Origin of the sequence: Burkholderia sp. HI2500 (assembly GCF_002223055.1) — a bacterium.
GTDB lineage: Bacteria > Pseudomonadota > Gammaproteobacteria > Burkholderiales > Burkholderiaceae > Burkholderia.
Window position 1 is genome coordinate 3,051,538 of sequence record NZ_NKFL01000006.1, and the last position, 26,783, is coordinate 3,078,320.

Genomic DNA, 26,783 nt, shown 5'->3' on the forward strand with positions numbered 1-26,783 from the left:
GCGCGCGGCGGCGGGCCCGGCGCGGCAGGGGCTTACTCGGCTTCCACCAGCGCCGCGAGCCGCGCCAGCGCCATTTGCCAGCCGGTCTCGTTGTCCGCGGCCGGCACGCCCGGCGGCACCCCGTCGTGCACGGCGTCCACACGCGTGCCGCCCGCTTCGTCGGACAGCGTGATCGTGATCGTCATGGCGCCGCGCAGCATCGGGTCGTCGGTCTCGAACACGTCGATCTCGACGATCTGCTCGTCTGGCACGAGCGTGACGAAGCGGCCGTGATAGGTATCGGTGCGCGCGGTGGTCTTGCCGGTGCCGGCCGAAGGCGCTTCATAGCTCAGCGATACCCGCAGCGCACCGCCTTCGCGCGCGTCGTACGCATGCACGCGGCAGGTCATGCCGTCGGGCACTTTCCATTGCTCGACCGCGTGCGGATCGAGGAGCGCGCGGTAGACGCGGCCGCGCGGGGCGTTCAGGTGCCGGCTGACCCGGGTCGAATGCGTGTGCGTGTGCAACATGTGGCCTCCCGCGGAGTGCGCACGACGGTGCACGCCGGCGGCCGGCGTGTCGTCATGCTTCCTTCAGGAATCCTAGGCGCGCGAGCGGCGGCATGCAATGACCGCACACGCGGCCGCGGCCGGCTCAGCGCAATGCGGCCGCGAATTCGTCGAGCTGCGTGATGCAGGTGTTCCAGCCCTCGAAGAAGCCGAGCGCTTCGTGGCGCTCGCGCGTGGCGGCGTCCGGATGCATCACGCGCGCTTCGTAGCGGCTGCCCGCGTCGTCGTCGGCCATCGTGATGATCGCGGTGAAGCCCATCCACGGCGCCTGCGGCCGCCAGCCGCCCGTGAGCATCGACGTGAACGCGATGCGCGATTCGGGCACGATCTCGAGGAAGCAGCCGGGATTGTCGCTGGTGCCGCCATCGGGGCCGCGCATGTAGGTGTGGAAGGCGCCGCCCGGCCGCAGGTCGAACGCGCGCACTTCGGTGGTCCACGGTTTCGGGCACCACCATTGCTTCAGCAGTTCGGGCTCGGTCCAGGCACGCCACAGCGCGTGGCGCGGCGCACGCAGCGTGCGCGTGATGACGAGGTCGTGGGCTTCAACGGGGTCGACGGGGCTGGCTGACATCTTGCTCCTCCTGGTGACGGCGTTCGACGAATTCGACGAGACGATCGGATCGGGCTTCCCACAGTGCGCGCTGCTCGGCGAGCCATGCCTCGGCTTCGGTCAGCCGGCTGCCGACCAGCGTGCAGGTGCGCGAGCGGCCGGCCTTGCGGGTCTGGACGAGACCGCTGCGCTCGAGCACGGCGACGTGCTTCATGAACGACGGCAGCGCCATGTCGAACGGTTCGGCCAGCGCGGAGACGGTCCGTTCTCCGTGGCCGAGCATGCTGACGATCGCGCAGCGCGTCGGATCGGCGAGGGCGTGGAAAACGTCGCTGATGCCGGGTTGAAAGTTAGCCATGTGGCTAAGTATAGGGGGGGCGAACGGCGATGCAACGGAAATTTTCGTCGCGTAGGATGATGGGGCGGTAACACGCGCCGGCCGGGTGCGGCGTTGCCGAGCGCCTGCCGCCGTTGCGCGAGCCGCGACGGCAGGCCGGTGTTTCCTTCCCATCCGGCCGCACGCCGAGCCCGCGTGTGCGACCCAACTGACTACCGGAGTTGGCATGACCGAATCCGTTACCGTCCGCCGCGTCGGCGCGGACGAAGCGAAGCGCTGTGTCGAAGCACTGGCCGACGTGCTGATCGATTGCGTCGAGGGCGGCGCGTCCGTCAGCTTCATGTTGCCGATCGAGCGGGCGACCGCCGTCGCGTTCTGGACGAATGTCGCCGACGGCGTCGCGAACGGCGAGCGCATCCTGCTCGTTGCCGAGGACGCGGCCGGCCGGATCGTCGGCACCGTGCAGGTCGTGACCGCGCAGCCGGAGAACCAGCCGCATCGCGCCGATATCTCGAAGATGCTCGTGGCGCGGCACGCGCGCCGGCAGGGCATCGCCGCGCGGCTGATGGCGGCGGCCGATGCGGCCGCGCGCGACGCGGGCAAGACCGTGCTCGTGCTCGACACCGTGACGGGCGGCGACGCCGAGCGGCTGTACGAGCGGGCCGGCTGGCAGCGTGTCGGTGTCGTGCCGAACTACGCGCTGATGCCTGACGGCACGCTCTGCGCGACGACGTATTTCCACAAGCAGCTCGCGTAACGGCATTCGTCATGCATCCCGTCGCCCCGTTGCTCCTGTTCGTCACGCTCGCGGCGGGTGTCGTGGCGCTGACCGCGCCGGTGTTGCTCGCGGTCGCATGGCGGCGCCGCGCGCAGGTGCCGTTGCGGGTGTTTTTCTACGGGATGCTGACCTTTTTCGTGTTCCAGCCGGTGCTGCGCCTGTCGTGGCAGGTGCCGTTGTTCCGCTGGCTCGCGCACGATCCCGGCTGGCACCTGCCGATGCTCGTGTTCGCCGCGCTGACGGCCGGGCTCTTCGAGGAGTGCGGGCGCTGGGTCGCTTTCCGGTATCTGCTGCCGAAGCGACATGACGCGCCGACGGCCGTGATGCTCGGGCTCGGGCACGGCGGGCTGGAAGCGATGCTGCTGGTCGGCGTCGGATTCATCGCGCTCGCTGCCGCGTACCTGCTCGCGCGAGCAGGCGTCGTGGTGCCTGAAGGTGCGCAGTCACTGATCGGGTCGCAGTTCTCCGGCATGACATTCGCGTCGCCGTTACTCGCGCTGTTCGAGCGCGTGAGCGCCATGGCCGCGCACGTGGGGCTGTCGCTGATCGTGCTGCAGGCATTCGTCCGCGGCACGAAGCGCTGGCTCGCGTATGCGATCGCGCTTCATCTCCTGTTCGACCTCGCCGCCGTGCTGCTGACGCGGTACTGGCATGTCGATACCGTGCTGGTCGAGGTGCTCCTGTTCGTGTGCGGTGTCGCGCTTCTGTGGCTGGGTGTTCGCTGGAGCCGCCGGATGCCGGGTGCCGGCGAGGCCAGCACGGAGCCTGTTGCCTGATTGGCAACGCGCCGTCGCGGAATCAAGCCGGGCCGCGGACATCGCCGGTCCGATATATTCACGCAGGAAGACTTCAGCAGAACGAGAACGCCCCGGAACCACCGCCCCGATGAAACGCTCCCATGTCGCTTTTGCCCTCACGGGCCTGCTCGTCGCGCTGCCGATTGCCGCGTATGCGCTCGTCAAGCCGTTGCGCGTCGTCGCGCCCGCGCTGGTCCCCGGTGTGTCGTGCCCGAGCGCCGATATCTGCACGGACGATGCCGCGAAGCTCGGCGACGCGCGGCAGCTCTATCGCGACGGCTATGCGCGCGCGGCGGCGGCCGTCGGTGCATTCCAGGCGGCGCCGCGCGTCGTGTTCTGCTCGACGCGGGCGTGCGCCGATGCGTTCGGCTTGGGCCAACGCGCGGCGCTGACGCTCGGGAATTTCGGCGTGGTGATCGCACCGCGCGGCTGGCAGACCTACTTTCTCGCGCACGAGCTGATCCATCACCGGCAGGCCGAAGTGCTCGGCAACCTGGCCGTCGCGACCCGGCCGCGCTGGCTGATCGAAGGGATGGCGTATTCGCTCAGCGACGATCCGCGCCACCCGCTGGCGGAGCCGTTCGAAGCGTGGCGCACGCATTTTGCCGCCTGGAATGCGGCGCGCGGTGCGCAGCCGCTGTGGGATGCCGCCCGGGCGGTCGAATAGCGCGGCGAGACGTTGAACCATCACCGCGCACGCCGACACGCCGCACCGGCCGACGCACCATGACATCTTGGCGCGGCTACGCCGGCGCGCCCGGATCGTCGCGCCCGGCGGTGAGCGTTTCCCGCGCGGCGGCGAGGATCTCGTCGGCCAGCGCCGGATCGGTGCCGGCGATCGCGCGCGACAGCACGAGCGCGCCGACCATCTGGCTGAAGACCGCGACCGCATCGCGACGCGTCTGCGCCGGCGTCGCGCCTTCCGTGGCCACCATCCGTTCCAGCCGATCGAGGTACGTGGCGAGGCCGTGCGCGTAGCGCGCGCGTGCCGCATCGGTCAGTCGCGGCGCATCGCCGGCGAAACCGGACAGCGGGCATCCGGCCTCGACGTTGTCGCGATGCGCGGCCGACAGATACAACGCCACCTGCGCATCGAGACTGCCGGCATTCGGCGAATCCGCCCGGTCCTGCATTGCCTTTTCCATCACCTCGGCGACCAGCGCGTCCTTCGACTTGAAGTGGTTGTAGAAGCCGCCCTGCGTGAAGCCGGCTTCCTTCATCAGCTCCGTGAGCCCGACCGCGTCGACGCCGCGCGCGCGGAACAGCCGCTCGGCGGCCGCGACGATCGCGCTCCGGTTCTCGGCAGCCTGCTGTCTTGACACGCCCATAGATCCCTCCCTGATTTTGTCGATCGCGTCGATTGGAAAGCACAATGGCGATCACCATTGACATGCCCGAAGGGCGAGAACACAATGCATCGCAAAGACGATGGTGATCGACATTGACATCGAGTGTAGCCGACTTGGCGGCGGGCGCAAAGCCGCGACCGGAACACCGGATGGCAAGCGGTCGGGGTCTTGGGCGCCGCCGGGTCACGGGCAGCGGGCGGCTCGCCGTCTGCCGGCGGCGGCGCCACGATTCGGCAAGCAAAGGGCAGGCTGGTTTTCCACCGGATCTCACGCGCGCGGCGAGCCGGCGCGCATGCGATTCATCATGCGAAAGGAACGAACATGAAGATCGAAGGTGCAGTGGTGTTCATCACGGGCGCAAACCGCGGGCTCGGGCTCGAGTTTGCGAAGCAGGCGCTCGCGAGAGGGGCGCGCAAGGTCTATGCGGCGGCGCGCGATCCGGCCACCGTGACGCTGCCGGGCGTCGTGCCGGTGAAGCTCGACGTGACCGATCCGGCGGCCGTCGCCGCGGCGGCCGATGCCGCACGCGACGTCACGCTGCTGATCAACAACGCGGGCATCGCGCGGCTCGGCAGCCTGACCGACGATGGCGCGCCCGACGCGTTGCGCGATCACTTCGAAACCAACGTGTTCGGGATGCTGGCGATGTCGCGCGCGTTCGCGGGCAGCCTCGCCGGGAATGGCGGCGGCGCGATCCTGAACATCCTGTCGGTCGCGAGCTGGGTGAACCGGCCGATCCTGGCGGGCTACGGCGTGTCGAAATCGGCTGCGTGGGCGCTGACCAACGGGCTGCGCCATTCGCTGCGCGAGCAGCACACGCAGGTCGTCGGGCTGCATGCCGGTTTCATCGATACCGACCTGACGGCCGGCCTCGACGTGCCGAAGGCCACGCCGGCCGACGTCGTGCGCCAGGCGTACGAAGCGATCGAAGCGGGAGAGGAGGAAGTGTCGACCGACGAGTTCACGCGGCAGGTGAAGGCCACGCTGTCGTCGGGCGTTTATCTGGAAGAACCGGCGCCGCGTTGAAGCCGCCGGTATCCCGAGCCCGCCGCCCCTGCTGCGCGTGCAGCGGGGGCGGCGGGCCGTACCGTCAGACGGTGGTGTCGATGATGCCCGGGATCTTCACGTCCGGGTTCACGTCCGCGTCGTAGTCGACGCCGGCGATCTCGAAGCCGAACAACCGCAGGAACTCGGTCTTGTAGCCGGTGAAGTCGGTCAGCTCGTACAGGTTCTCGTTCGTCACGTGGTTCCACTGCGCGACGACCTTCGCCTGCACCTGCGGATCGAGCTCCTTGTAGTCCGCGCGCAGGCGGCCTTCTTCGTCGACGTGCGGCGTCGTGCCGTACAGGCTGTCCTTGAACAGGCCGTACACCTGCTCGATGCAGCCTTCGTGCGTGCCGGCTTCCTTCATCGTCTTGAACAGCAGCGACAGGTACAGCGGCATCATCGGGATCGCCGAGCTGGCCTGCGTGACGACCGCCTTCAGCACCGACACGCGCGCGTCGCCGCCGTGCGCGGCGAGCTTGTCGCGGATCGACAGCACTTTCTTGTCGAGATCCTTCTTCGCTTCGCCGATCGAGCCGTTCCAGTAGATGTCGTGCGTGATCTGCTCGCCGAGATACGTGAACGCGGTGGTCTTCGCGCCGTCGGCCAGCACGCCGGCTTCATCGAGCGCGTCGATCCACATCTGCCAGTCCTCGCCGCCCATCACGGCGACGGTGCCGTCGATCTCTTCCTGCGTCGCCGGTTCCAGCGTGACGTCGCGGATCACTTCCTTGTCGGTGTCGAGGCCGCGGAACGTGACCGTCTTGCCGATCGGCTTGAGCGTCGAGCTGATGGTTTCGCCCGTCTTCGGATGCGTGCGGCGCGGTGCCGCGAGGCTGTAGACGACGAGATCGACCTTGCCGAGATCCTGCTTGATGGTGTCGATCGTGACCTGCTTGACCTTGTCGGAGAATGCGTCGCCGTTGATGCTGCGCGCATAGCGCCCCTTTTCGGCGGCGAATTTCTCGAACGCGGCGGTGTTGTACCAGCCGGCCGTGCCCGGCTTCGTCTCGCTGCCGGCACGCTCGAAGAACACGCCGAGCGTGTCCGCGTCGGCGCCGAAGGCGGCCGAGATCCGGGCGGCGAGGCCGTAGCCGGTCGACGCGCCGATCACGAGCACCTTTTTCGGGCCGTTGGCGATCGGGCCGTGCGAAGTCACGTAGTCGATCTGTTCCTTGACGTTGGCTTCGCAGCCGACCGGATGAGTCGTCACGCAGATGAAGCCACGCACGCGCGGTTTGATGATCATGGAAACCTCTACTCTAGTCAGAAAGGCTGGGACGGCCTGAATTCGGAAAATCCCGCGCATTGTAAAGGAAGCGGCCGATCGCGGGCGGGCGCCGCCGGAACCGGTCGGATCGTCCAGTTATTTCTCTCTTGACAGAAATAACTGAAATGCCTAAATTTCACGTCATGGAACTCACACCGATTGCCGAACGATTCATTCTCCACTGGGGCGAAATGGGCTCGCGGTGGGGCGTCAACCGCACCGTCTCGCAGATCCACGCGCTGCTCTATCTGGCCGGCCGGCCGGTCGCGGCCGACGAGATCGCCGAGACGCTCAATGTGGCGCGCTCCAACGTCAGCACGAGCCTGAAGGAGCTTCAGGCGTGGCGGCTGGCGAAGGTCGTGCACGTGCTGGGCGACCGCCGTGACCACTTCGAGACGTCGACCGACATCTGGGAGCTGTTCAAGCTGATCGTCGAAGGGCGGCGGCAGCGCGAGATCGAGCCGACGCTGACGGTGCTGCGCGACTGCCTGACGAATCCCGAGATCGCGAACGAGAGCCGCGAGACCGAGCAGCGCATCCGCGACACGCTGCAGTTCGTCGAGACGCTCACGACCTGGTCGGACGAGATGCTGCGGCTCAAGCCCGATACGCTGATGAAGGCGCTCGGCATCGGCGCGAAGATCAGCCAGACGGTCAGGCGCAAGCCGTCGAAGTAGGCAGGACACGCAGTGCGGGCAGCCAGCCCGCTTTTTTTGGGATCGTTATTTCTGTCTGTACAGAAATAACTGTAAATAGAGGATGAAAATGGACACCGTCTTGCCGTCGACCCGCCCGCCCGGTCGCACCGCGGCGCGCAGCATGACCGTTCTCGTGTGCGGGGCGAACGGCTTCATCGGGCGGGCACTGTGCGCGCAGCTCGAAGCCGGCGGCCATCGTGTGCTGCGCGGCGTGCGTCAGGCGGCCGGCCCGTCCGACGTCGCGATCGACTTTGCGAAGGACGTCGACCCGGACGCGTGGCTCGCGCGGCTGGAAGGCGTCGACGTGGTGATCAATGCGGTCGGCATCCTTGCCGATCAGCGCGGCGCGACGCTCGACGCCGTGCATCGCGCCGCGCCGTGCGCGCTCTTCACCGCGTGCTGCCGCGCCGGCGTGCGGCGCGTGATCCAGATCTCGGCGCTCGGCGTCGAGCGTGGCGATACGCGCTACTTCGCGAGCAAGTCCGCGGCCGACCGCTTCCTGCAGACGCTGCCGATCGACAGCCGGATCGTGCGTCCCGCGCTCGTCTACGGCACGGACGGCGCGTCGGCGCGGTTTTTCCGGATGCTCGCGAGCCTGCCGGTGCAGGTCCTGCCGGCGGGCGGCCGTCAGCGGTTGCGCCCCGTGCACGTCGACGATCTCGCCGAAGTCGTCGCGCGATGCGTCGATGCGCCGGCGGCCGGCCGCCCGGTGATCGACGTCGTCGGCGCCGACGAAGTCGAATACCGCGAGATGCTGGCCCGCTACCGCGCGGCGCTGGGGTTTCCGCCGGCCGCTCGCATCGGATTGCCGGGCCCGCTGGCCGGTGTGGCGGCCGTGCTGCTCGGCACGTTGCCGAGCGCGATCTTCACGCGCGATACGTGGACGATGCTGCGTGGCGGGAATACCGGCGATCCGGCCGCCGCCACGGCGATGCTCGGCCGGCCGCCGCGCGGGATCGACGGCTTCATCGGCGCGGAAGCCGCCGCGCTGCGTCGCGATGCGCTCGCGATGTGGCGTCGCCTGCTGTTGCGCGGCGCGCTGGCGATCGTGTGGATCTGGACGGCCATCGCCAGCGCGTTCATCCATCCGCTGCACGCGAGCCTCGCGCTGCTTGCACCCGCGCACCTGACGGGGCTGCCCGCGCTGCTCGCGCTCTATGCGGCCAGCGCGCTGGACTTCGCGTTCGGCGTCGCAACCGTCGTCGCGCCGTCGCGCCGCCTGTGGGTCGCGCAAGCCGCGCTGATCGTCGCGTATTCGGCCGTCATCGCGGTCACGATGCCGGGCCTGCTCGCCGAACCGTTCGGCCCCGTGCTCAAGAACGTGCCGATTCTCGCGATCCTGTTGATCCTTTTTTCAGAAGAAGAACAATCATGAATACCTATCTCGTCATCAAGGCGCTTCACATCCTGTCTTCGGTGCTGATGGTCGGCACCGGGTTCGGCACCGCGTTCTACCTGTTCTTCGCGAACCGCACGCGCTCGGTGCCCGCGATCGCGGCCGTGTCGCGGCTCGTGGTGCGCGCGGACTGGTGGTTCACGACGCCGGCCGTGATCTTCCAGCCGGCATCCGGGCTGTGGCTCGCGCACATGGCCGGCTGGCCGTGGGATACGCCGTGGCTCATGGCGTCGATCGTGCTGTACGCGATCGCCGGTGTGTGCTGGCTGCCGGTCGTGTGGCTGCAGGTCGAACTGGCCGCGATGGCGAAGCTCGCCCACGCGAACGGCGATGCCGCGCTGCCGGAGCGGTACTGGCTTTACGCGAAGCGCTGGGAACTGCTCGGCTATCCGGCGTTCTTCGCGATGCTGACCGTCTACTTCCTGATGGTGCTCAAGCCGATGTAAGTGCGTTGCCGCCGCTGCGCAGAAGCGGCGTTGTGGCACAGCGGAGAGCCGTCGATCGATTCATGAAGCATGCGAAGGGTAATAAGAAGGAATGCGAATCATGGAATCAAGTGAACTGGTGCTGTACTTCGACGGACGATGTCCGTTGTGCGTGGCGGAGATCAAGCGTCTCGGGGCTCGCGACGCGCGACACCGGCTGGCCTTCGTCGATATCGCCGCGCCGGGTTTCGATCCCGTGCCGCTGGGCGTCGACCTGCCGGCGCTGAATCGCGCGCTGCACGCGCGCCTGCCCGACGGACGCATGCTGACCGGCGTGGACAGCATCCTGGCCGCCCAGGCGCTGACCGGGCGTCGCCGGCTCGTCCGGCTGCTTCGTGTGCCGGTCGTGCGCGGTGCGCTGGCGCCGCTGTATCGCCGCTTCGCGCGCAACCGGCATGCGGTATCACGCTGGCTCGGCTATCGCACCGAAGCGCGTTGCGATGGGGCGGCGTGCCGTGGCGGTAGCGAACGTGCCGCTGAACACCCGACGGATCGTCCGGCGCGAGACAACGTTCGCCGCATCGTCGTGACCTGGATGTACTGCGCCGCGATCGCACATCTGCTCGTCGGCGTTGCCGTTCCGTGGGTTGCCGGCGCACCGTGGCTCGACGCGTATCACCGCGTCATCGAGCTGCATTTCTGGGCGGAATCGGCTCCCGACGCGGCGCGTGCGCAGCAGATCTGGTGGATGTCGCTGATGGGCGCGACGGTGCAATGCGCGTCGGTCTGGATGCTGGCGCTCGTGCATCTCGGCAACAGGTTGCAGAAACGGGAAGTGTGGGGATGGCTGCTGGCCGGCCTGCTGATCTGGGCGCCGCAGGACATGCTGCTTTCATTGCAGGCCCAGGTATCGGGCCACGTGGCGATCGACGCGGCGGCACTCGTCGCGATGGTGCCGCCGCTTGTCTGGCTTTGGAGGAGGGACGCGGTATGAACACCTTGCCTGCTTACGACTGGGCGCTCAACCTGCTGATCGTGCAGGGTGCGATGGGCGCATTCGATACGCTTTATCACCACGAACTCACGCAGGATCTGCCGCACAGCCCGCGCGCGCGGCTCGAGCTGGGAATTCATGCGGTGCGTTCGGTGCTTTACGGCCTCGTGTTCGCATCGATCGCGAACGTCGCTTTTCACGGCGCGTGGGTCGCGGCCCTCGCGGCGGTGGTCGTCGTCGAGATAGTGCTGACGCTGTGGGATTTCGTCGTCGAGGACCAGAGCCGCAAGCTGCCGGCGACCGAGCGCGTGCTGCACACGCTGCTGGCCGTCAACGGCGGCGCGCTGTTCGGAATGATCGCGATGCAGCTGGCCACGTGGGCGCACGAGCCGACCGCGCTGCAGGCGATCGATCTCGGCTGGCGCGGCTGGGTGCTGAGCCTCTTTGCCGTCGGTGTGACGATTTCGGGAATCCGCGACGGAATCGCGGCCTGCCGGATTGCGCGACGCGAGCCGGTCGTCAATCCGTTCGCGGGGCAGCCGCCGGGAAACGTGCTCGTCACTGGCGGCACCGGCTTCATCGGCGAAACCCTCGTGAACCATCTGCTCGATGCAGGGCATGCGGTCACGTTGCTGGCGCGCGATCCGCTGCGCGCGGCCTACCAGTTTCACGGCCGCGTGCGCAGCGTCACGTCCGTTGAGCAGCTGCAGCCGCACGAGCGTTTCGACACGGTCATCAATCTCGCGGGTGCGCCGGTGCTCGGTGCACGCTGGAGCAAGCGCCGGCGGGCGGTGCTGCTGGCCAGCCGCGTCGGCGTGACGGAATCGCTGATGCGCTGGGTCGAGACCGCCGAGGTCAAGCCGAGCACGTGGATCCAGGCATCGGCGATCGGTTACTACGGCGTGCGCGCTGCCGACGAGCGGCTCGACGAAGGCAGCAGCGCCGGCAGCGGCTTCATGTCGGAGCTGTGCCGGCAATGGGAGCAGTCTGCACGACAGCTCGAGCGTCATGGCGTTCGTTCGGTGGTGCTGCGGCTGGGCGTCGTGTTCGGCCCGGGCGGCGCGCTGCGCCCGATGCTGTTGCCGCACTACTTCGGGATGGGCGGGCGCTTCGGCGACGGCGCGCAGGTGATGAGCTGGATCCACCGGGACGACGTGCTGCGGATCATCGCGCGTGCGATGGCGAACCCGGGCATGTACGGCGTCTACAACGCGGTCGCGCCCGCACCGCTGACCCAGCGCGAGTTCGTGCAGGTCGTGTCGAAGGTGCTGCAGCGCCGGGCCTGGCTGCACGTGCCGGCCGCGCCGCTGCGTATCGCGATGGGCGAGATGGCCGAGCTGCTGCTGGACGGCCAGCGCGTGATGCCGGCGCGGCTGCATCAGGACGGATTCATGTTCCGCTTCCCGACGGCCGAGCACGCGCTGCGCGACCTGACGAATCGTCCGCACGCGGATTTTCCGCGTACGGCCTGTCGTTTGCCCCGCGGTCGCGTTTGACTGCTCTCCTCCCTGAGAGAAGGATATTCCCACTTCATTGAATGCAACCCGACATCGCCTCAAAGAGACATGGGACTTACGCTTTCTCCATGGGCTGACACCGCCAGTCCGGCGGCCAAAACGTTACGCGCTGCATTGACGTCGCGGTCGTGGGGCGCCCCGCATTCTGGACAAACCCACGCCCGCATTTTCAACGGCAGCTTGGCTACGATATGCCCGCAGCCGGAGCATCGCTTGCTGGACGGATGCCACCGATCGATGCCGATCAGTATGCGGCCGTGCCATTTGGCTTTGTACGTCAGTTGCCGCACGAATTCCGACCAGCCTGCATCGCTGATCGATTTTGCGAGTCTTCGATTCTTCAGCATGTGGCTGACGGAAAGGCTTTCGATGGCGATCACTTGGTTTTCGTTGATGAGCCGGGTCGAAAGCTTGTGCAGGAAATCCCTGCGGCGGTCCGCTATTCGAGCATGCATGCGAGCGACTTTGAGCCTGGCCTTCCTGCGATTGGCGGAACCTATTTGTTTCTTCGCCAACCGCCGTTGCAACTTGGCGAGCTTTGCTTCGGTCTTGCGAAACTCGTTCGGTGCAGCGATCTTCTCGCCCGTCGAAAGAACGACAAAATCTGTCAACCCTAAGTCGATTCCGACCTTGTTTTTCGATTCCGATTTTGCGGAAACCACGTCGTCGCAAAGCATTGAAACGTGGTATCGGCCCACAGCGTCCTTCGACACTGTGACGGTCGTCACTGTCGTGCCTTTGGGAATCGTACGCGACCAGCGGATCGCGAGCGGCGTGTCCATCTTCGCCAGCTTCAGCGAAGTGCCGTCCCACCTGAAGGCGCTTGCCGTGTACGTGGCCGACTGCGTACCGTCCTTGCGTCGGAAGTTAGGATACTTCGCCCGCTTGGCGAAAAAGTTCGCGAATGCTGTCTGCAAATGGCGCAGCGCCTGCTGAAGCGGGACCGAACTTACTTCGTTCAGCCACGAATGCTCAGGGGTTTTCTTCAGCGCGGTGAGCGCGGCGGAAGTCTCGTGATACCCGACACGCACCTGATGCTGTTGCCATGCATCGGTGCGCATTTTCAGCATGTGGTTATACATAAAGCGCGCGCACCCAAATGTCCGGGCAAGAATCGCTTTTTGCTCGAGTGTCGGGTAGAACCGGAATCGGTAGGCACGCTTGATGTCCATGCCTTGAACATGTCATAGGTTTGCGTTTGCCTCAAGCGTTGGGAGAAGCGGCAGTTCCGCCGCGCTCCTTTCATCCCCGCACCGCACCCCGAAGGAAGTCCCCTTGGGGAAAGGACGAGGGTTCTCGGAGCAAACCTGATAAATTCGGCGTGTACGCGTTCGGGAACTGTCGTGCGTCCCGGGCGCCCCGCATCCGACCTCACAAGGAGACTGCATGCTGCACATCCTCGGCAAGATCCCGTCCATCAACGTTCGCAAGGTGCTGTGGCTGTGCACCGAGCTGAACCTGCCGTTCGAACAGGAAGACTGGGGCGCGGGCTTCCGCACGACCCACGATCCGGCCTATCTCGCGCTGAATCCGAACGGTCTCGTGCCCGTCATCAAGGACGACGATTTCGTGCTCTGGGAATCGAACACGATCATCCGCTACCTCGCGAACCGCTACGGCGGCGACGCGCTGTATCCGGCCGAGCCGCAGGCGCGCGCGCGGGTCGATCAATGGATCGACTGGCAGGGCGCGGATCTGAACCGCTCGTGGGTCGGCGCGTTCCTCGGCCTCGTGCGCAAATCGCCCGATCACCAGGACCCGGCCGGCATCGCGCAGTCGATCGCGGGCTGGACGAAGCACATGCAGGTGCTGAACGCGCAGCTCGAAGCGACCGGTGCGTACGTGGCCGGCAACGGCTTCACGCTCGCGGACATTCCGATCGGCCTGTCGGTGAACCGCTGGTTCGGCACGCCGTTCGAGCATCCGGATTTCCCGGCGGTGTCGCGCTATATCGAACGTCTCGCGACGCGCGAAGGCTTCCAGAAATACGCGGGCAGCGCGAACCCGTGATGCGTCGCGGGTAGTGTGCGAGGCGGCGCCGTGGCAAGCGCCATCGCGTTTGCGTCACGACCGATATGCACGGGCCCTCGGGCCCGTTGTCACGCGCCGGGCGCCGGCACCGCGTCGAGCACGCGCGCGAGAAACGCCTCGTGATTCCACGCGGATTCCGGCCGCGACAGCCCGAGCCGCACGACCACCAGCTGCCGGCTCGGCACCACGCTCACGAACTGGCCTTCATGGCCGACCGCATGAAACGCGTCGGCCGGCATCGCGACCGCATGCGGATCGCGATCGTTGAACGGCTCCGGCACCTTGACCCACAGCTGCGCGCCATACTCCTGTCGCGCCGACTGCGGCGTCGTGCGCGTCAGGTAGCGCACCCAGCCGTCCGGCAGCAGCCGCTGCCCGCCCCACACGCCATCCTGCAGCAGCAGTTGCCCAAAGCGCGCCCAGTCGCGTGCGCTCGCATACATGTACGACGGGCTGACGAGCGTGCCGGACGCATCGGGTTCGAACACCGCGCTGCGCATCCCGAGCGGCGCGAACAGCGCGCGGTGCGGTAACGCGAGGTAGTCGGCGTTGCTGCCGCCCAGTGCCTCGCGCATCACGCGCGCGAGGATCGCGCTCGTGCCGCTCGAGTAGGACCACCGCGCGCCGGGTGTCGCGGCGAGCGGCTTCGCCGACGCGAACCGCGCGGTATCGGGCTGCGCGTACAGCATCAATGCGACGTCGGACAGCGGGTCGTCGTAGTCCTCGTTGAATTGCAGGCCGCTCGTCATCCGCAGCAGCTCGTCGAGCGTGATGGCCGCGCGCGGATCGCCGCCGCCGCGCCATTCGGGCAGCAGCGCCGACGCATCGGGCGACAGCTTGTGCTGCGCGACGAGCGTGCCGACCAGTGCGGCCGTGACGGTCTTCGTCATCGACCAGCCGGGCAGCGGCGTGTCGGCGGTGAAGCCGGGCGCATAGCGTTCGGCGATCACCTGGCCGCGCCACATCACGACGACCGCGCGCGTGCGCCGCGGCCGCGCCGGATCGGGCTCGTCGAACGCGCGGTCGAGCGCGGTCTGCAGCTTCTGCGCGTCGATGCCGGCCGGCAGCGTGGCCGGGGCCGGCTGTGTGGACGGCGGATCGGGGAGAGGCGGCAGCGCGGCCGGCAACGCACCGGGCGACGGCCCGAGCGCGAGCGTGCAGCCGAGCCCGGGCCGGAAGTCGGCTTCGCGTTCGGCGAAGCCGGCGAAGGTCGCCGTCGCGCGATGATGGTCGGGGTCGATCGACGGGTGTACCAGTTTCAGCAGTGGGTGCACGCCCGCCATGATGTCGACGTCGATCACGGACGCGGCCGGGCGGCCCGACACGTACACGCCGGAACACAGCGCCTTCGCCGCATAGCCGGTCGCGATCGGCGCGAGCCGGGACAACATATGGCCCGTGTAGCCGACCGCGGCGACGACGGCGAGCGCGACGCCGCGCAGGATCAGCTTCTTGAAGGGGATCGTCATGCGCGAGCGTCCTCGATTGTCGGCAGGCGGAACCTGAACCGGCAGTGTCGCAGGTTCGGGCCGGCGGTGGCAATCGCGGGTGCGGGCGACGCCGGGCGGCGCCGACAGCGCGCAAGGTGCCCGGCGTGTGTGACGCGCATGTGTCGATCGTCTGGGGCGAACGGGCCGCATGCGGCCCGTCCAGGCGGCGCGTTACTGCGCGTTGTTGTTGTCGGAGCGCAGGGTCCAGACCGTCGCGGTATTCGTGTTGTCGTCGACGGCTGCGAATTCCAGCTGGCCTTTGCTGCCGTGCCCGAACGCGAGGCCGAAGGCGGCCCCCGGCACGGTGTCGACCTGCATTTGCGCGACGAAGCGCCCGTCCACCGTGAATTCGACGATCTCGCTCGGCTGCTGCGGGTCGGCGTTGACCGCGTCGCCGTTCGCGGTCACGAGATGGCCGTTCGGTGCGAGCGCCAGCGCGAGCGGGCCGTGCAGGTGTGCCGCGTCGAAGTAGATCATCCGTCCGACGCCGCCGTTGCGATTCGTCGACGCCGCGTTCTGGATCGCGAACACGGCGTTGTCGCCGGTGGAGGCGACATACAGCACGTCGCTGTTCGGGTCGTAAGCGAGGCCGGTCGGGCCGACGACGAGTGCACTGGGATCGGTTCGATTCACGTAGCCCGACGCGATGACGCGCGAGCCCGGCAGCATCGTGGCGCCGTTGTCGCCGATCGCGAGTTCGATGCGCGAGACCGTTCCGTTCAGCACGTTCGACACGAATGCGGTCACGCGCTGGCCGCGATCGATCACGGTCATGTCCCACGGCCCGTCGAGCAGCGCCGCGCTGCTGAGTTGCGTGACGAGATTGCCTTGCGGACCGATGACGAGCAGCGACCCCGGCGGCACGACGGTCTTGCCGTCCGGCGCCGGGACGTTGCCGACCAGCACGAAGCCGCTGCGCAGCACCGCGAGCGCGGTCGTCAGGCCGAGATTGCTGCCCTGGAAGAAGGCCGCCGGCGTCTTGCCGGGCGACAGCTTCACGATCGTCGTGCCGGTGCCTTGCGTGTTCGACGCCGCGTTGAAGTTGGACACGACGACGTCGCCGGGTTTCAGCGTGCTCCAGCTCGGCACGCCGCGCGGCACGAACGCGATGCCGTACGGATTGACATCGCCGTTGGCGGGCACGGTCGACGCGGTAAACGATGGAATCGGCAAGATGATGTCGCTGCCGCCGGCCCATGCGAACGCCGACGACAACGCGACCAGCCCGGCGCCGCATGCCGCGCGGCATAGCGAATGCGCAAGCGTGCGCCGGACGCGCGCGACGACCGGCGGATCAACCGCAAGGACGGGCGTGGCGGGGGAACGACAGGAGGGGAGAGGGTCCATGGCATGACTCCGGTTGATGATCGCGAGCAGTCATCCCGGCTGCCGGCCTGCGCAGCCGACGGGTGTCCGGCGCGGGTTCGCGATCGTGCTGTTGCCGCGTGAACCCACGCTCGAAATAAACGGATGGCGACGGCCGGATATTCCATTCCGTTACCGATGTTGCAGGCGAGCCGGCGGCCATTGTTCGCCGCAAGGGCGATGCGGCCCGACAAGTTGAAATCCGACCCGCCGTCGGCCGATAATCGTCCGGCATCGCTTTCCCCCTCTCCCAGTCCAACCGTAATCGGAAAACGCCATGTCCTACGACAACAACAACCCGTTCGCCAAGATCCTGCGCGGCGAACTGCCGTGCGTGAAAGTCGCGGAAGACGACGCGACCCTCGCGATCATGGATCTGATGCCGCAGGCCGACGGCCACGTGCTCGTGATCCCGAAGGAGCCGGCCGCGCAGATCTTCGAGTTGTCCGGCGATGCAGCCGCGGCCGGCATCCGCATGACGCAGCGCGTCGCGGCGGCGGTGCGCGCGGCGCTCGAGCCGGACGGCGTGTTCATCGGCCAGTTCAACGGCGCGGCCGCCGGCCAGACGGTGCCGCATGTGCACTTCCACGTGATTCCGCGCTGGGAAGGCGCCGAGCTGCGAATGCATGCGCGCGAGATCGCCGACGCGGCGACGCTCGAAGCGCTCGCCCAGCGCATTCGCGCGCGTTTCGTGTAACGCGTCGATTGCATTCGGCGACGGCACGGCTTGGCGTACCGGCTCGCCGCCGTGCCAACGCCTGTTTCAGCGGTCATGCGAGGTAACACGTGTAACCGCCGGCGAAACTCGTCTCGGCCCACCCGGCGCTAGACTCCGCGCATTGCTTCACCGAGCGACAGGAAGGGCGGATCGCCTCTTCGTGCCGGCCGGCCGCCTTTCATGGCGACAAGGCTTTCGCGAGGTGCCATTCGTCTTTCGCGCCGGGAATCGAGCCATGACCAGACTTCTCATCACGCTTGCCCTGATCGGCGGCCTGTCCGGCTGCTACGTCGCGCCGCCGTACGGCTACGCGCCCGCGCCGGCCTACTACGGCTATGCGCCGGCGTATTACGCGCCGCCCGTCAGCGTCGGGATCGGCGGCAACTTCCGCATCCGCTGATCGGGCATCGGGCGTAGCTGCCGGCCGCATCGGTCAGTGCCAACACGTTGCGCCGGAGACTCGCGCGGATTCGCGTATCGCATGACGGCGGTGCGCAGCGCGGCGTGCGCGCGCTTCCTATACTTCACAGGAAAGCGCATTCCGCATTCCGCGTTCCGGTGAGGCAGCCATGGCAGTCACCCGCAAGGTCGCAGTCGCGTCGGCCATCTCCACGCTCGTCTATCTCGGGCTCGCGGTGCTTGGCAGCGGCGGGTTCGCGGCGTTCTTCTCGCATCCACCGCTGACGGTCGTCGTCGTCGCGACGCTCGCGATGGCCGTCGCCGCGCTGTTCACCGAAGGCAACCTGAGCAGCGGCGAGCGCGAGAACCGCGACAACCGCTGGGTGCTCGCGGCGTTCGGGGTGAGCGGGTTCCTGCTCGCATACCTGCCTGCGCTGACCGACCGGCTCGACTTCTGGACTTTCGGCGGCGAGGCGGTGCGCTGGATCGGCGTCGTGCTGTACATCGTGGGCGGCGTGCTGCGCATCTGGCCCGTATTCGTGCTCGGCAAGCGCTTCAGCGGGCTCGTCGCGATCCAGCCGGGCCATACGCTCGTGACCGACGGCATCTACCGCCGCATCCGCAATCCGAGCTATCTCGGCCTGGTCGTCAATTCCGTCGGGTGGGCGCTGGCATTCCGCTCGGGTGTCGGCGTGCTGCTGGTCGCATTGATGATGGTGCCGCTCGTCGCGCGCATTCGCTCCGAGGAGGCGCTGCTGCGTGCCCAATTCGGCGCCGAATACGACGCGTATTGCGCGCGGACCTGGCGTCTGCTGCCGGGCGTGTACTGACCCTCTTCATTTCTTTCCCACCGCCGTTTCGGGCGCTGCCCACGATCCGTTCCCGATGTGTTGCCACGTGTGTCGCAAACGTGCGACGCCGTGGATGGGCGGCCTGTCGTTCCACAGGGCCGGACCGTCGGCGAAGCCAATGCTGGCGCGGGTTTGCGGGCATTCCGGTGCGGCTGTTCGAACGCGCTTATTCGTAAACAACTTGTTACCAGAATGTCCACGGCAAGGATGGGGGACCGGTGCTATTCTTCGCCGCAAGCTCATTGAAATGAATTGGTCCGCGGTTCGGCACAATGCCTGACACGACGTCGATCGATTCAGATCGTCGTACCGAGCGGACCTTCAATAACCAGATTGCGAACAAGGAAGAATACGGGAATGTGGAAGAAAATCGCCCCCGCTCTCGTCGTCGCCGCTTTGACCGGCGCGACTGCACTGCCGGCCATGGCAGGTGACATGAACAACGCGCTTGGCGGCGCGCTCGGCGGGGTAGCCGGCGCAGCGGTCGGCGGTGCGCTCGGCGGCAGCACGGGCTCGGTGATCGGCGGCGCCATCGGCGGCGGCGCGGGTGGCGCGGTGACGTCGAACCGTCGCGAGCGCACCGGCGCGATCATCGGCGGCGCCCTCGGCGGCGGCGCAGGTACCGCGGCAGGCAACGCGATGGGCGGCCGCACGGGCGGCCTGCTGGGTGCGGCGGTCGGCGGCGGTGCCGGCGCGGCCCTCGGCGGCAACATGTCGCGCAGCTCGTACGAGCGCGATTACGGCGGTCGCGGCGATCGTGGCTACCGCCACCGCAAGCATCACCATCACCGCGACTGGGACTGATCGCCGCTGGCGCGGCTCGGTGCGCGAACCGCGCACCGGCGCGCCGACGGCGTCGGCACCCGACGCGAGATTCGGCCCGGCGGCCTGCCGGGCCGTCATCGCCGGCCAGACCGGCGAATACCCTTCTGGCTTCCTCAGCCGCGGCCAGATGCCCGATCGACGGGCCGGCAAGTTTCCCGCCTCGCTGTATTTCCCCGTTTTCCGACTCCATCGACTCTCGTGACTGAATGCGTCCGAGGAGCACCGAGACCATTCGCGTTCCATTCGATTTCCGTTGCCCCCGTTCTGCGGCCTGACGGCGGCTCATGACTGGCGCGGTGCGGCTTGCTGCCGTGCGCACGTCGGCGCGATCCAGTCTGCGTAACCGGATGTATCGCGCACCGCGTGTGTCGCTACAGCGGCTGCGGCTTTTCATCTGTCCGGTAGCGTCCGGGCAAACATGCGCGTTGCCCCGTCCGTCAGGATTTCCCTGATAGCCAGAGCGTCGTTTCGCGCGTCCTTACCGCGTATCGCGGCTGCCGGCTGGTAGTGGGAAATCGAATGGAATCCATCGCAACATTTAATTGGTCGATTGCGAATGAGTTCGCTATCGTCGGCGATGCTCGCGTACGGCATCGCACCGTGCCGCTGGCCGCGTCTCCCGCATGATCGCGAGCGCCACGGCCCGGTCGCCGGCCCCACAAGCACGGGCCGCTACGTCCGAAGAACCGGACGGACCCGTCGCGAAGCCTGGCCGACCGAACGAAGGCGCATGCGCCTTCAAGCCACCCCGGCAACGATGTCCCGCCGCCGCATGCGTGCCCCACGCGCGTACGTGCCGCCCGATGCCGTTGGCACCCGGGGCCGGACCAACCCATTGCCTGGATGCACTATGTCTAAGACAACGTATTACGCGCCGCACGGCGGCCACCCGCCGCAGACCGATCTGCTGACCGATCGCGCGATGTTCACCGAGGCGTACGCGGTGATCCCGAAGGGTGTGATGCGCGACATCGTCACGAGCTGGCTGCCGTTCTGGACGAACACGCGCCTGTGGGTGATCGCCCGCCCGCTGTCGGGGTTCGCGGAAACCTTCTCGCAGTACATCGTCGAAGTGAGCCCGGGCGGCGGCAGCGACAAGCCCGAGCAGGACAAGAACGCCGAAGCGGTGCTGTTCGTCGTCGAAGGCGAAGCCGAGCTGACGCTGCAAGGCACGAAGCACGTGCTGAAGCCGGGCGGCTACGCGTTCATTCCGCCGGGCGCGGACTGGACGCTGCACAACGTCAGCGATGCCGCGGTGCGTTTCCACTGGGTGCGCAAGCACTATCAGGCCGTCGACGGCATTCCGCTGCCGGAAGCCTTCGTGACCAACGAGCAGGACGTCGAGCCGATCCCGATGCCGGGCACCAACGGCGCATGGGTGACGACGCGCTTCGTCGACATGAGCGACATGCGCCACGACATGCACGTGAACATCGTGACGTTCGAGCCGGGCGGCGTGATTCCGTTCGCTGAAACGCACGTGATGGAGCACGGGTTGTATGTGCTCGAAGGGAAGGCTGTTTATCGGCTGAACCAGGATTGGGTCGAGGTCGAAGCCGGTGACTTCATGTGGTTGCGTGCTTTCTGCCCGCAGGCGTGCTACTCGGGTGGGCCTGGGCGCTTCCGTTACCTGCTGTACAAAGATGTGAACCGTCACATGAACCTGTTGCTGAATCCGGCGCGTTAAGCGTCGTTCAGGCAGTTGGATGTGAAAGCCCGCCGGTGAATGCCGGCGGGTTTTTTTTCGGGTTCTTCGCGGGTTTCCAGGCGGGCCGTTTGACGCCCCGTTTCCGGCGGTCGGGTGGCCGCGGTTCCAACGGCAGGTATCACCTGCGGATTCAACCCGGCATCGACGGAATCCAGCCAGTGCGTGTTGCGAACCCACCGACCGTCAGTCGGATGCCGCCGGCGACTCATTGCCCTGCGTCGCGCCACATTGATGGCAATGCGGGAAGAAGAAGAAATTCCGGCCACCGCATCCGCATACGTTGAAGAGCCGCAATCCGCAATGCACGCAGAACGTGGAGTCGTCGCCGCCGAGATTCCATTGTTTGTCGCAGGACGGGCAGCGCTTTTTCTCGAGTGAGCGAACGGCCTTTTCGTATCCGATCGTGCGCGCACGTTCTCCCTGGTCCTGCTGCAATTCGAGCCGCTTGCGTTCGGCATAGCGCTGAAAGGCCTTCATCATGTAAAGGCCGGCGAACACCGTGAGCGCAATGCCGACCAGGACCCGGACATAGCCGCCGAAATTCGGCAAGTACGGGACCAGTTCGATGAAAAACGCGCTCAGTGAAAACAGGCCGAAGCCATACACGAAAGGCCAGTAGCGCATCTTGCGATAGCGCACGAACAGCCAGATCGCCATCAGCAGAATCGGCAGTGTGAGCGCAAGCCGCAGTCCGAACACCTGCAACTCGTAATGCCGGTTCGCCTTTTCGAAGCGCTGTTGGGCTGCCGCGTCCGCGTCGGCGATTTGCGTGTCGACTTGAGTCTGCTGCGACGCCAGGGCCCGTTGCTGGTCGCCGATCGCATCGATCTGATGCTGCCAGTTGACGACCACGGCCTGGAGCGTATCCAGCTTGCGAGTTCGCGCCAGAATGTCCGGGTCCCTCGCACTGTCTCCCGTCACCGAGCGGGTTGCCAGCCAGTTGCGGAAACTTTCTTTCTCGGCCGCGTACTCCTTCGCGGCGCGTCCGCGAGCCACCTCCATTGCGTCGGCCTTCTCGGCAAGCGCGTCGTGCCGTGCCTGCAGATCGCGCCGGGCTGCATCCAGCCGCGCCTTCAATGGCGCATCCGCGAATTGCTCGACGACGGGCGGCCCGCCCCTCGGAGCGAAGGCCATGTCGCGAATCACGAGACTGCCGAGCATGTTCAGAAAGACAGCGAAGATGATCGCAATTACCCACGAGGCTATCCGCAGGAGACGTGCCGGACTGGTCAGGCCGTCGCTGGAAGTCATCATTGTTTTGCCTTTGTTGGAATGGTTATATAAGCGGGCTTGATTGTCGACGATTCCCGCACCCTTGTCGAACGTCCCCTCCTGGCCGGGAGCCGTCGGTCTTCCCGCGTTCCGCGGGAATTCATGATGAACGTGTTTTCACGGGCGATGCGTGTGGCTATAGGCCGAGCGCCGCCGCCGCGAGCGTCGCGACCTGCAGCCGTGTATCGGGCGACAGGCCGTCCTCGATCAGCCACACGGCCGACAAACCCGACCACGCGAGAATCCACTGCAGTAACCGGCGCCTGTCGAGCCGTGCAGCATCGGCCACGACTATGACACGCTGTTCGAACCGCACCGGATCGACCGCAATATCGTGCGACGGATTGCAGAACAGGTTCGCGTAGTCGAACGCGCGATCGCCGCGCAGGCCTTTCGGGTCGATCGCACGCCAGCCGCGCTCGCCGAAATGGAGAATGTTGCCGTGATGGATGTCGCCGTGCAGGACGACTTCGTCGACGGCCGGCCCGTCCAGCAGCTGGCGCGCGACCGTTCCCGAGCAACGAAGCACGTCATTGGCTGACGCGTCAGACAACAGCGCCTGAAACCAGTCATGCAGCGGCACGACCGAAGGCGGCTCCGAAGCACGATACGCATGCAGCCGCGCGACGACATCACACGCGATGCGCATCGCATCGTCGTCATGCCCCGATGCCGAAAAGCCGGCCAGCGTCGGTTCCGGCTGCGCCCGTTCGAGCAGAATCGCATCGCCGTCGTGCTGCCACACCTGCGCGGCGCCTTGCCCGTTCCACCAGGTCATCAGCGCATTACCGCGACGTTCTTCGTCGCAGGTAGCGACTTTCAACATCGCCGGCCGCGATTGCCAGACGACGGGCAACAGGCCGCCGCTCGCGGTCAGGATCGGGCCGCCGTCAGGAACGAGGCCCCACAGGCCGAGGTATCGATCGAACATCACCCGATGCTACCGCCGAACCGGATCGCGCGCAGCACGGTTCGTCCAACGGTGCGTCACGCGGTCGCAGATGCGACGTGAACGGCCAAGGCACACTTTCCTAAATAAAATTTAGCCAGCCAAACTTTGGCTAAAGAATGTTCCGGTTTCGTGCCATCCCTTCGACAATGCGCGCCTTTCGTGACCGTCGGTGCCTCTCGCGCACCGGCCGCCACAGCATCGAAGAAGGAGCCCGACATGACCGACCACACCGCATCCCCGCCGCCGCCATCCGCGCCACCGCCACGCCGTCGCCGTGTGTGGCGCACGCTTGCGGGCGCGCTGCTCGGCCTGACGGTCGCCTGCGCGGGCATCGGCGCATGGACGATCCAGCGGATCTGGACGCAGTTGCCGTCCGTCGAGCACCTCGCCGTGTACCGTCCCGCGTTGCCGCTGCGGATCTTCTCGCGCGACGGCGACCTGCTGGCCGAATACGGTGTCGAGCGGCGCGAGTTCGTGCCGCTCGAACGCATCCCGCCGCTGATGCGGCAGGCGCTGCTCGCGGCCGAGGACGCGAAGTTCTACCAGCACGGCGCGGTCGATTTCAACGGCCTCGCGCGCGCGACGTTCGCGAATGTCGTGACGGGGCAGCCGGGGCAGGGCGGCAGCACGATCACGATGCAGGTCGCGCGCAACTTCTACCTGACGCGCGACAAGGTGCTGAGCCGCAAGCTCGCCGAGATCCTGATGGCGACCAAGCTCGAACGCGAATACAGCAAGGACAAGCTGCTCGAGCTGTACATGAACGAGATCTATCTCGGCGAGCGGGCCTACGGTTTCGCGGCGGCCGCGAACGTGTATTTCGGCAAGCCGCTCGACGCGCTGAGCGTGGGCGAGGCGGCGGTGCTCGCGGGGCTGCCGAAGGCGCCGTCCGCGTTCAACCCGGTCGTCAATCCGGCACGCGCGACCGCGCGGCGCAACTACGTGCTCGGCCGGATGCATGCGCTCGGCCAGCTCGACGAAACGACGTACCGCGCGGCCGTCGACGCGCCGATCGCGCTGGCTACCACGCCGCCGCCGGGGATCATCGCGGCGCCGTACGTCGCCGAGCGCGCGCGCCGGATGATGGTCGAGCGTTTCCATGACGATGCCTATACGCTCGGCCTCGACGTGACGACGACGATCTCGATGCGCGACCAGCGCGCGGCCGAATCGTCGCTCGCCCGCACGCTGAGCCGCCAGCCGCGCGCGCAGCGCGATGCGCGCAACGGGCTCGAAGGCGCACTGGTATCGCTCGACGCGGCAACCGGCGACATGCTCGCGCTCGTCGGCGGCGCGGATTTCAACCGCAACGTATTCGACCATGCGCTGCAGGCGTATCGCCAGCCGGGTTCGAGCTTCAAGCCGTTCGTCTATTCGGCGGCGCTGGAAAAGGGCTACTTCCCGGGCGTGCTCGTCGACGATACGCAGCGCACGCTCACGCATGAGGAAACCGGCGCGCGTCCATGGCGCCCGCGCAATTTCGCCAACAACTACGAGGGATTCATTCCGGTGCGGCGCGGGCTCATGCGCTCGAAGAACCTGGTGGCGGTCAGCCTGATGCAGGCCACTGACGCGCGCTACGTGCAGCAGCACGCGGTGCACTTCGGCTTCGACGCGCAGCGCAATCCGGCGTCGCTGCCGCTCGCGCTCGGCGCGGGCGCCGTGACGCCGCTCGAACTGGCGAGCGCGTACAGCGTGTTCGCGAACGGCGGCACGCGGATGGAGCCGCGCCTGATCCTGTCGGTGAAGCAGCGTCACGGCGGCGCGATATACGAGGCGACGGCGCCGTCGGGTGAGCGCGTCGTGTCGGCGCGCAACGCGTTCGTGATGGACAGCATGCTGCGCGACGTCGTGAAGTCCGGCACCGCGCGCGGCGCGCTCGCGCTGCGCCGCGACGACGCGGCCGGCAAGACGGGCACGTCGAACGGCTCGAAGGATGTCTGGTTCGCCGGCTACTCGTCGGGCATCGTCGCCGTTGCGTGGCTCGGCTACGACACGCCGCGCCCGATGGGGCGCGCGACCGGTGCGTCGCTGGCGCTGCCGGTCTGGCTCGACTACATGAAGACGGCCGTCGACGGGCGTACGCCGGTCGAGGCAACGCCGCCGCAGGACGTCGCACTCGTCGACGGTGACTTCGTCTACGCCGAATACACGCGCGGCACGTGCACGGCCGACGTGCCGTCGTACATCCGCAGCCGCTTCGCGTGCGGCGGGGCGGCGGCGGTGGGCGGTGCGTCCGACGCGCCGGGCAACAACGGCAAGCCTGCCGAGCCAATGCCTGCCGCGGTCGATGCGGCCGAGCGCGAACGCGTGCTCGACCTGTTCCGGACGGATGACTGACGCGCACCATGCATACGCTTTATCTGATTGCGATCGTCGCGGAAGCGATGTCGGGGGCGCTGATGGGCATGCGCCGCGGGATGGACCGCTTCGGGCTCGCGCTCGTCGGCGCGGTGACGGCGCTCGGCGGCGGCACCGTGCGCGACGTGCTGCTCGGCCACTATCCGCTCGGCTGGATCGCGCATCCCGAGTACCTGGTGATCACGCTCGTCGCGGCGACCGTCGCGTCGTGGGTCGCACGGCATGTCACGCGCATGAAGACGCTGTTCGTCACCGTCGATGCGATCGGCCTCGCGGCGTTCACGATCATCGGCTGCGACGTCGGCGCGTCGACGGGCACTGCGCCGATCATCGTCGTGCTGGCCGGCGCGATCACGGGTGTCTGCGGCGGGATGCTGCGCGACCTGCTGTGCAACGAGATGCCGCTGATCCTGCGCGAGGAGCTGTATGCGAGCGTCGCGTTCGTCACGGGCGGGCTCTATGTCGGGATGCAGCATCTCGGCGTCGAGGCGGGCTTCGCGACGGTCGTCGCGCTGGCGGCCGGGTTCTCGATGCGAATGCTCGCCGTGCGGCTCGGGTGGAAGATGCGGACGTTCGGCGCGGCGGATCTCGAGCATTGAGCGGGGAGGCGCGCCGTCCGTGCGGCGCTGGGTGAGGGCGATGTCGGCCGGGGCGTTTGAGTGAGCGCCCAGGCCGAACGGAACGTCAGTCGGCCTGCATCACCTGGAAGACGTTGCCTTCCGGATCGATGCCGTCGTACATCGTGTACGCGAACCCTTCATAGCGCTTGAGGTCGCGTACCGTCACGCCGCTGCGGGCCAGCCGGTCGCGATGCGTGCCGATGTCCCGGTCGATCGAGAACACGAACTTCACGTGGCTGGTTTCCGCGCGCGCTTCCGTGTGAGCCGACACCGCGTGGCGGAACGCCGGGCCGGCGAGATGCAGCGCGAGTTCGATGGCGCCTGCGCCGAGCACGACCCACTCGTTTTCGATTTCCTCGATGACGGGTAGATCAAAATACCGTTGGTAGAACGCCTTCAGCAACGCGACGTCCTGGACGTACAGGATGATGCGGGTCATCGGAAGCGGCACGTGGGTCTCCTTGAAGGGGATTCGCGAAGCGCGAATG

General features: G+C 67.2%; 28 protein-coding genes. 17 read left to right on the forward strand and 11 right to left on the reverse strand.

Features of this window, described 5'->3' with window-relative positions; genetic code table 11:
- Positions 1–32: 32 nt before the first annotated feature.
- The 3 genes from CFB45_RS31515 to CFB45_RS31525 form a co-directional block, all read right to left on the reverse strand.
- Positions 33–509, reverse strand: a complete 477-nt coding sequence (locus tag CFB45_RS31515; RefSeq protein WP_089428901.1) for an SRPBCC family protein — start codon at positions 507–509, stop codon at positions 33–35.
- 124 nt (positions 510–633) lie between these two features.
- Positions 634–1,119 carry an SRPBCC family protein gene (locus CFB45_RS31520; RefSeq protein ID WP_089428902.1) on the reverse strand — a complete coding sequence of 162 codons (486 nt, stop codon included), beginning with the start codon at positions 1,117–1,119 and terminating at the stop codon, positions 634–636.
- Positions 1,091–1,456, reverse strand: coding sequence for an ArsR/SmtB family transcription factor (locus CFB45_RS31525; protein WP_089428903.1), 366 nt, complete (start codon positions 1,454–1,456; stop codon positions 1,091–1,093). The genes CFB45_RS31520 and CFB45_RS31525 overlap by 29 nt, the downstream gene beginning before the upstream one ends.
- Positions 1,457–1,661: 205 nt before the next feature.
- Between CFB45_RS31525 and CFB45_RS31530 the strand changes: the two genes are divergently transcribed.
- From CFB45_RS31530 to CFB45_RS31540, 3 genes are all read left to right on the forward strand, one after another.
- Entirely contained in the window at positions 1,662–2,192 is a 531-nt protein-coding gene (locus CFB45_RS31530) for a GNAT family N-acetyltransferase (protein WP_089428904.1), read from the forward strand.
- Between the two features lie 11 nt (positions 2,193–2,203).
- Positions 2,204–2,989 carry a YhfC family intramembrane metalloprotease gene (locus CFB45_RS31535; RefSeq protein ID WP_089428905.1) on the forward strand — a complete coding sequence of 262 codons (786 nt, stop codon included), beginning with the start codon at positions 2,204–2,206 and terminating at the stop codon, positions 2,987–2,989.
- A gap of 109 nt (positions 2,990–3,098) precedes the next feature.
- Positions 3,099–3,677 (forward strand): hypothetical protein, encoded by a 579-nt coding sequence (locus CFB45_RS31540; RefSeq protein ID WP_089428906.1) that lies wholly within the window; start codon positions 3,099–3,101, stop codon positions 3,675–3,677.
- 76 nt (positions 3,678–3,753) lie between these two features.
- Here CFB45_RS31540 and CFB45_RS31545 read toward each other — a convergent pair whose 3' ends face one another.
- Entirely contained in the window at positions 3,754–4,338 is a 585-nt protein-coding gene (locus CFB45_RS31545) for a TetR/AcrR family transcriptional regulator (protein ID WP_089428907.1), read from the reverse strand.
- A gap of 342 nt (positions 4,339–4,680) precedes the next feature.
- Here CFB45_RS31545 and CFB45_RS31550 point away from each other — a divergent pair, with 342 nt between their 5' ends.
- Positions 4,681–5,385 (forward strand): SDR family oxidoreductase, encoded by a 705-nt coding sequence (locus tag CFB45_RS31550; protein WP_089428908.1) that lies wholly within the window; start codon positions 4,681–4,683, stop codon positions 5,383–5,385.
- A 64-nt stretch (positions 5,386–5,449) separates the two neighbouring features.
- On the opposite strand, the gene fabV is transcribed toward CFB45_RS31550, so the two are convergent.
- Complete coding sequence (fabV, locus tag CFB45_RS31555) at positions 5,450–6,652, reverse strand: enoyl-ACP reductase FabV (RefSeq protein WP_089428909.1); 1,203 nt, start codon at positions 6,650–6,652, stop codon at positions 5,450–5,452.
- A gap of 164 nt (positions 6,653–6,816) precedes the next feature.
- Here fabV and CFB45_RS31560 point away from each other — a divergent pair, with 164 nt between their 5' ends.
- The 5 genes from CFB45_RS31560 to CFB45_RS31580 all read left to right on the forward strand — a co-directional run bounded on the left by CFB45_RS31560 (position 6,817) and on the right by CFB45_RS31580 (position 11,682).
- Positions 6,817–7,350 (forward strand): GbsR/MarR family transcriptional regulator, encoded by a 534-nt coding sequence (locus tag CFB45_RS31560; protein WP_006480371.1) that lies wholly within the window; start codon positions 6,817–6,819, stop codon positions 7,348–7,350.
- A gap of 88 nt (positions 7,351–7,438) precedes the next feature.
- Positions 7,439–8,746 (forward strand): SDR family oxidoreductase, encoded by a 1,308-nt coding sequence (locus tag CFB45_RS31565; RefSeq protein WP_089428910.1) that lies wholly within the window; start codon positions 7,439–7,441, stop codon positions 8,744–8,746.
- Positions 8,743–9,213, forward strand: coding sequence for a DUF2269 family protein (locus CFB45_RS31570; protein ID WP_089428911.1), 471 nt, complete (start codon positions 8,743–8,745; stop codon positions 9,211–9,213). Before CFB45_RS31565 ends, CFB45_RS31570 begins: the two co-directional genes overlap by 4 nt.
- Before the next feature lie 100 nt (positions 9,214–9,313).
- The gene (locus tag CFB45_RS31575; protein WP_089429219.1) at positions 9,314–10,186 is read left to right on the forward strand and encodes a thiol-disulfide oxidoreductase DCC family protein; all 873 of its coding nucleotides are present in this window, start codon (positions 9,314–9,316) and stop codon (positions 10,184–10,186) included.
- Positions 10,183–11,682 carry a TIGR01777 family oxidoreductase gene (locus tag CFB45_RS31580; RefSeq protein ID WP_089428912.1) on the forward strand — a complete coding sequence of 500 codons (1,500 nt, stop codon included), beginning with the start codon at positions 10,183–10,185 and terminating at the stop codon, positions 11,680–11,682. The genes CFB45_RS31575 and CFB45_RS31580 overlap by 4 nt, the downstream gene beginning before the upstream one ends.
- Positions 11,683–11,741: 59 nt before the next feature.
- Here the strand turns inward: CFB45_RS31580 and CFB45_RS31585 are convergent, their stop codons facing one another.
- Complete coding sequence (locus CFB45_RS31585; RefSeq protein ID WP_089428913.1) at positions 11,742–12,875, reverse strand: RNA-guided endonuclease InsQ/TnpB family protein; 1,134 nt, start codon at positions 12,873–12,875, stop codon at positions 11,742–11,744.
- Between the two features lie 214 nt (positions 12,876–13,089).
- Between CFB45_RS31585 and CFB45_RS31590 the strand changes: the two genes are divergently transcribed.
- On the forward strand, positions 13,090–13,713 hold the full coding sequence (locus tag CFB45_RS31590) for a glutathione S-transferase family protein (protein WP_089428914.1): 624 nt from the start codon (positions 13,090–13,092) through the stop codon (positions 13,711–13,713).
- Positions 13,714–13,802: 89 nt separating this feature from the next.
- Here the strand turns inward: CFB45_RS31590 and CFB45_RS31595 are convergent, their stop codons facing one another.
- Positions 13,803–15,203, reverse strand: a complete 1,401-nt coding sequence (locus CFB45_RS31595) for a serine hydrolase domain-containing protein (protein ID WP_089428915.1) — start codon at positions 15,201–15,203, stop codon at positions 13,803–13,805.
- A 192-nt stretch (positions 15,204–15,395) separates the two neighbouring features.
- Positions 15,396–16,571, reverse strand: coding sequence for a hypothetical protein (locus tag CFB45_RS31600; RefSeq protein WP_179255116.1), 1,176 nt, complete (start codon positions 16,569–16,571; stop codon positions 15,396–15,398).
- A gap of 295 nt (positions 16,572–16,866) precedes the next feature.
- On the opposite strand from CFB45_RS31600, the gene CFB45_RS31605 reads away from it, so the two are divergent.
- The 5 genes from CFB45_RS31605 to CFB45_RS31620 all read left to right on the forward strand — a co-directional run bounded on the left by CFB45_RS31605 (position 16,867) and on the right by CFB45_RS31620 (position 21,069).
- The gene (locus CFB45_RS31605) at positions 16,867–17,286 is read left to right on the forward strand and encodes an HIT family protein (RefSeq protein ID WP_043181059.1); all 420 of its coding nucleotides are present in this window, start codon (positions 16,867–16,869) and stop codon (positions 17,284–17,286) included.
- Between the two features lie 256 nt (positions 17,287–17,542).
- The gene (locus CFB45_RS39205; RefSeq protein ID WP_011353821.1) at positions 17,543–17,707 is read left to right on the forward strand and encodes a hypothetical protein; all 165 of its coding nucleotides are present in this window, start codon (positions 17,543–17,545) and stop codon (positions 17,705–17,707) included.
- Positions 17,708–17,876: 169 nt separating this feature from the next.
- Entirely contained in the window at positions 17,877–18,536 is a 660-nt protein-coding gene (locus CFB45_RS31610; protein ID WP_089428916.1) for a methyltransferase family protein, read from the forward strand.
- A gap of 378 nt (positions 18,537–18,914) precedes the next feature.
- Complete coding sequence (locus CFB45_RS31615; RefSeq protein ID WP_043181055.1) at positions 18,915–19,361, forward strand: hypothetical protein; 447 nt, start codon at positions 18,915–18,917, stop codon at positions 19,359–19,361.
- An 871-nt stretch (positions 19,362–20,232) separates the two neighbouring features.
- A complete protein-coding gene (locus CFB45_RS31620; RefSeq protein WP_089428917.1) occupies positions 20,233–21,069 on the forward strand; it encodes a bifunctional allantoicase/(S)-ureidoglycine aminohydrolase in 837 nt (278 codons plus the stop codon).
- Between the two features lie 204 nt (positions 21,070–21,273).
- On the opposite strand, the gene CFB45_RS31625 is transcribed toward CFB45_RS31620, so the two are convergent.
- Together CFB45_RS31625 and CFB45_RS31630 are read right to left on the reverse strand one after the other, a co-directional pair.
- A complete protein-coding gene (locus CFB45_RS31625; RefSeq protein ID WP_179255130.1) occupies positions 21,274–22,341 on the reverse strand; it encodes a zinc ribbon domain-containing protein in 1,068 nt (355 codons plus the stop codon).
- A 157-nt stretch (positions 22,342–22,498) separates the two neighbouring features.
- Positions 22,499–23,293 (reverse strand): aminoglycoside phosphotransferase family protein, encoded by a 795-nt coding sequence (locus CFB45_RS31630; protein ID WP_089428919.1) that lies wholly within the window; start codon positions 23,291–23,293, stop codon positions 22,499–22,501.
- Positions 23,294–23,530: 237 nt separating this feature from the next.
- Between CFB45_RS31630 and CFB45_RS31635 the strand changes: the two genes are divergently transcribed.
- Together CFB45_RS31635 and CFB45_RS31640 are read left to right on the forward strand one after the other, a co-directional pair.
- A complete protein-coding gene (locus CFB45_RS31635; protein WP_089428920.1) occupies positions 23,531–25,654 on the forward strand; it encodes a penicillin-binding protein 1A in 2,124 nt (707 codons plus the stop codon).
- 8 nt (positions 25,655–25,662) lie between these two features.
- Positions 25,663–26,274, forward strand: a complete 612-nt coding sequence (locus CFB45_RS31640) for a trimeric intracellular cation channel family protein (RefSeq protein WP_089428921.1) — start codon at positions 25,663–25,665, stop codon at positions 26,272–26,274.
- Positions 26,275–26,359: 85 nt separating this feature from the next.
- On the opposite strand, the gene CFB45_RS31645 is transcribed toward CFB45_RS31640, so the two are convergent.
- Positions 26,360–26,746, reverse strand: coding sequence for a VOC family protein (locus CFB45_RS31645; RefSeq protein WP_179255117.1), 387 nt, complete (start codon positions 26,744–26,746; stop codon positions 26,360–26,362).
- Positions 26,747–26,783 lie beyond the last annotated feature (37 nt).

Bases quoted from the DNA above. Each gene is read 5' to 3' on its own strand.
- CFB45_RS31580 (WP_089428912.1), top strand. From the start codon at position 10,183: ATGAACACCTTGCCTGCTTACGACTGGGCGCTCAACCTGCTGATCGTG.
- CFB45_RS31530 (WP_089428904.1), top strand. From the start codon at position 1,662: ATGACCGAATCCGTTACCGTCCGCCGCGTCGGCGCGGACGAAGCGAAG.
- CFB45_RS31545 (WP_089428907.1), bottom strand. From the start codon at position 4,338: ATGGGCGTGTCAAGACAGCAGGCTGCCGAGAACCGGAGCGCGATCGTC.
- CFB45_RS31525 (WP_089428903.1), bottom strand. From the start codon at position 1,456: ATGGCTAACTTTCAACCCGGCATCAGCGACGTTTTCCACGCCCTCGCC.
- CFB45_RS31550 (WP_089428908.1), top strand. From the start codon at position 4,681: ATGAAGATCGAAGGTGCAGTGGTGTTCATCACGGGCGCAAACCGCGGG.
- CFB45_RS31635 (WP_089428920.1), top strand. From the start codon at position 23,531: ATGACCGACCACACCGCATCCCCGCCGCCGCCATCCGCGCCACCGCCA.
- CFB45_RS31625 (WP_179255130.1), bottom strand. From the start codon at position 22,341: ATGACTTCCAGCGACGGCCTGACCAGTCCGGCACGTCTCCTGCGGATA.
- CFB45_RS31610 (WP_089428916.1), top strand. From the start codon at position 17,877: ATGGCAGTCACCCGCAAGGTCGCAGTCGCGTCGGCCATCTCCACGCTC.
- CFB45_RS31620 (WP_089428917.1), top strand. From the start codon at position 20,233: ATGTCTAAGACAACGTATTACGCGCCGCACGGCGGCCACCCGCCGCAG.
- CFB45_RS31600 (WP_179255116.1), bottom strand. From the start codon at position 16,571: ATGGACCCTCTCCCCTCCTGTCGTTCCCCCGCCACGCCCGTCCTTGCG.
- CFB45_RS31540 (WP_089428906.1), top strand. From the start codon at position 3,099: ATGAAACGCTCCCATGTCGCTTTTGCCCTCACGGGCCTGCTCGTCGCG.
- CFB45_RS31640 (WP_089428921.1), top strand. From the start codon at position 25,663: ATGCATACGCTTTATCTGATTGCGATCGTCGCGGAAGCGATGTCGGGG.
- CFB45_RS39205 (WP_011353821.1), top strand. From the start codon at position 17,543: ATGACCAGACTTCTCATCACGCTTGCCCTGATCGGCGGCCTGTCCGGC.
- CFB45_RS31520 (WP_089428902.1), bottom strand. From the start codon at position 1,119: ATGTCAGCCAGCCCCGTCGACCCCGTTGAAGCCCACGACCTCGTCATC.
- CFB45_RS31585 (WP_089428913.1), bottom strand. From the start codon at position 12,875: ATGGACATCAAGCGTGCCTACCGATTCCGGTTCTACCCGACACTCGAG.
- CFB45_RS31605 (WP_043181059.1), top strand. From the start codon at position 16,867: ATGTCCTACGACAACAACAACCCGTTCGCCAAGATCCTGCGCGGCGAA.
- CFB45_RS31590 (WP_089428914.1), top strand. From the start codon at position 13,090: ATGCTGCACATCCTCGGCAAGATCCCGTCCATCAACGTTCGCAAGGTG.
- CFB45_RS31595 (WP_089428915.1), bottom strand. From the start codon at position 15,203: ATGACGATCCCCTTCAAGAAGCTGATCCTGCGCGGCGTCGCGCTCGCC.
- CFB45_RS31615 (WP_043181055.1), top strand. From the start codon at position 18,915: ATGTGGAAGAAAATCGCCCCCGCTCTCGTCGTCGCCGCTTTGACCGGC.
- CFB45_RS31560 (WP_006480371.1), top strand. From the start codon at position 6,817: ATGGAACTCACACCGATTGCCGAACGATTCATTCTCCACTGGGGCGAA.
- CFB45_RS31535 (WP_089428905.1), top strand. From the start codon at position 2,204: ATGCATCCCGTCGCCCCGTTGCTCCTGTTCGTCACGCTCGCGGCGGGT.
- CFB45_RS31515 (WP_089428901.1), bottom strand. From the start codon at position 509: ATGTTGCACACGCACACGCATTCGACCCGGGTCAGCCGGCACCTGAAC.
- CFB45_RS31630 (WP_089428919.1), bottom strand. From the start codon at position 23,293: ATGTTCGATCGATACCTCGGCCTGTGGGGCCTCGTTCCTGACGGCGGC.
- fabV (WP_089428909.1), bottom strand. From the start codon at position 6,652: ATGATCATCAAACCGCGCGTGCGTGGCTTCATCTGCGTGACGACTCAT.
- CFB45_RS31570 (WP_089428911.1), top strand. From the start codon at position 8,743: ATGAATACCTATCTCGTCATCAAGGCGCTTCACATCCTGTCTTCGGTG.
- CFB45_RS31575 (WP_089429219.1), top strand. From the start codon at position 9,314: ATGGAATCAAGTGAACTGGTGCTGTACTTCGACGGACGATGTCCGTTG.
- CFB45_RS31565 (WP_089428910.1), top strand. From the start codon at position 7,439: ATGGACACCGTCTTGCCGTCGACCCGCCCGCCCGGTCGCACCGCGGCG.